The organism is uncultured Bacteroides sp. (assembly GCF_949298305.1).
Lineage (GTDB): Bacteria > Bacteroidota > Bacteroidia > Bacteroidales > Bacteroidaceae > Bacteroides.
This window is the reverse complement of sequence record NZ_CASFWU010000157.1, coordinates 1-3,141: the sequence shown is the minus strand read 5'-3', so window position 1 is coordinate 3,141 and position 3,141 is coordinate 1. Positions and strand designations below refer to the sequence as shown.

At 56.2% G+C, this 3,141-nt stretch carries 3 protein-coding genes; all 3 read left to right on the top strand.

Going from position 1 to position 3,141, the window contains the following annotated elements:
• Positions 1-60 precede the first annotated feature (60 nt).
• Positions 61-945, top strand: a complete 885-nt coding sequence (locus tag Q1Y74_RS13815; RefSeq protein ID WP_300814873.1) for an AAA family ATPase — start codon at positions 61-63, stop codon at positions 943-945.
• A 76-nt stretch (positions 946-1,021) separates the two neighbouring features.
• Positions 1,022-2,023, top strand: a complete 1,002-nt coding sequence (locus tag Q1Y74_RS13810) for a DUF4435 domain-containing protein (protein ID WP_300814872.1) — start codon at positions 1,022-1,024, stop codon at positions 2,021-2,023.
• Positions 2,024-2,081: 58 nt separating this feature from the next.
• The coding region (locus Q1Y74_RS13805; protein ID WP_300814871.1) for a mechanosensitive ion channel domain-containing protein at positions 2,082-3,141 on the top strand (1,060 nt) is incomplete at its 3' end.

Below are 3,141 nucleotides of genomic sequence, written 5' to 3'. Positions count from 1 at the left end.
CTTTTCGCAAGGTTATTCCGAAGTTTTTCCGTAAGTTTGCTTGCCTAAAGTTCAAACGATATGGAAATACAAGCCAATTATATCCGCCGCATTGAGATTGACGGGCTGTGGCGGCGCTACGACATTGCGTGGGACTTGCGTCCGGACGTCAATATCCTTTCGGGCATCAACGGGGTGGGGAAGACCACTATCCTGAACCGCTCGGTGGGCTATCTGGAGCGGCACACCTCGGGCGAGGTGAAGAATGGCGAAGTGGAGGGCGTGCGTGTCTACTTTGACCGCCCTGAGGCAACAAGCATCCCCTACGACGTTATCCGCAGCTATGACCGCCCGCTCGTGATGGGCGACTTTACCGCCCGCATGGCCGACCCCGAAGTGAAGACCGAACTGGACTGGCAGCTCTATCTGCTGCAACGCCGCTACCTGGACTATCAGGTGAACGTGGGCAACCGCATGATTGAACTGCTGGGCAGCGAAGACGAACAGATGCGTGCCCGCGCCCCGCAACTGTCGGTGCCCAAGCGTAAGTTTCAGGACATGATAGACGAGCTGTTCGGCTACACGCGCAAACGGATTGACCGCAAGAGCAACGAGATTGTGTTTTATCAGGACGACGAACGCCTGTCGCCCTACAAGCTGTCGAGCGGCGAGAAGCAGATGCTGGTCATCCTGCTCACGGTGCTGGTGCGCGAGGGTACGCACAGTGTCCTTTTCATGGACGAGCCCGAGGCTTCGCTCCACATTGAGTGGCAGCAGAAACTCATCGGCATGATACGTCGCCTGAATCCTGACGTGCAACTCATCCTGAGCACCCACTCGCCCGCCGTCATCATGGAGGGCTGGCTGGATGCAGTGACGGAGGTGAGCGAGATAACCAAGAGCCTCACCCCCGGCCCCTCTCCCAAAGAGAGGGGAGACAGTGAAATCATAAATCTGACGTTATAATAATCTGTAAATATGGCCTGCCATCCTTTCCCCTCTCCTCGGGAGAGGGGTGGGGGTGAGGCTCTTCTTCATTTTTATGCCCCATTCTCTTCGTCACAATCTGACTTCCGCCTATCTGGACGCTGCGCGCCGCCTGTCTCCACGGCAGAAGCGCCGCCGCATCGTGGCCTACGTGGAGAGTTATGACGACGTGGCCTTCTGGCGTACGCTGCTCTCCGAGTTCGAGACCGACGAATGCTACTTCCAGGTGATGTTGCCTTCGCAGGATTCCCTTTCCAAAGGCAAGAAGACCGTGCTGCTCAATACGCTCAACGCCGACGAACTGGGCAGCAGTCTCATTGCGTGTGTGGACAGCGACTACGACTTCCTGATGCAGGGAGCCACCGCCCAGTCGCGCCGCATCAACGGGAATCCCTTCGTGTTGCAGACCTATGCCTATGCCATCGAGAACTACCTCTGTTATGCCGAGAGCCTGCATGAAGTCTGCGTGCAGTCTACGCTGAACGACCGCCAACTGCTGAACTTTCCCGAGTTCATGCTCCGCTATTCGCACGTGGCCTATCCGCTCTTTCTGTGGAACATCTGGTTCTATCGGCATCATGACAACACGACTTTCCCCATGTACGAGTTCAACCGCTGCACCTGCCTGCAGGATGTCAGCCTGACGCATCCCTACCGTTGTCTGGAAGACATGAGCCGCCGTGTGGATGCCAAGCTGGCAGAACTGCACGCCCGCTTTCCGCAGGACGTGGAGCAGGTGACTGCCTTGGGCGAGGAGCTGGAACCGCTGGGGCTGACGCCGGACACGACTTACCTTTATATACAGGGGCATCATCTGATGGATGGTGTGGTGATGAAGCTGCTCAATCCTGTCTGTACACAGTTGAGACGCGAGCGAGAGAAGGAAATCCGTCGTCTGGCCGTGCACGACGAGCAGTTGCGCAACGAGCTGACCGGCTACGAGAACAGCCTGGCCGCCGTGCAGCTGATGTTGCGCAAGAACGACGGCTACAAGGGGCTCTTCCTCTACCAGTGGATGCGCGAGGACGTGCGGAGGCTGTTGGCAATGAAGGGATAGGGCGACATCAAAACCGGAAACATTAATAGACGATAGATACAAGTAGAAAGATTAGCTTATGGAACTGTTGAAACGTATTGACGAATTATTGATAGGGTGGGGGATGGCTCCCGCGACGGCCGAGTGGCTGGACCAGTTCATTGCCTTTGCCCTGGTGCTGTTGCTGGCCTTTATGGCAGACCTCATCTGCCGCAAGGTGTTGCTCAGGGCCATTGCCCGGTTGGTGAAGAAAACCAAGGCCACGTGGGACGACATCCTCTTCGACCGCAGTGTAATGGTCTACCTCAGTCATGCGGTGGCCCCCGTTGTCATTTACGTGTTGTTGCCGGTGGCCTTCGCGCAGACCGATTCGGTCACGCTGGCCTTCATCCGCCGCCTGTGTTACATCTACGTCATAATTGCCTTCCTGTTCTTCATCAATGCCTTCCTCAAGGCTGCCTATACGGTATACAGTGAGAAGGAGTCCATGCGCGACCGCCCGCTGAAGGGCCTGCTTCAGACGTTGCAGGTGTCGCTGTGGAGCATCGGGCTCATTGTGGTGCTGGCCGAACTGCTGGGCAAGTCGCCCCTGTCGCTGCTGGCCGGACTGGGCGCCTCGGCTGCCATCCTGATGCTGGTGTTCAAGGACAGCATCATGGGCTTTGTCAGCGGCGTGCAACTGTCGGCCAACGACATGCTGAAGGTGGGCGACTGGATTACGATGCCCAAGTACGGTGCCGACGGCATAGTCATCGAGGTGACATTAAATACAGTAAAGGTTCGTAATTTTGATAATACCATCACTACCATACCTCCCTACCTGCTGGTGAGCGACTCTTTCCAGAATTGGCGCGGCATGCGCGAGAGCGGCGGGCGACGGGTGAAACGAAGCATCAACATCGACATGACCAGCGTACGCTTCTGTACTCCCGAAATGCTCGAAAAGTATCGTAAGATTCAGTTGCTGAAAGACTACATCGAACAGACCGAAGCTGTAGTCGAAGCATACAACAAGGAGAACGGCATCGACAACGAAGTGTTGGTAAACGGTCGCCGGCAGACCAATCTCGGTGTGTTCCGTGCTTATCTGACTGCCTATCTGAAGAGTCTCCCTGTAGTAAACACCGAACTGAACTGCA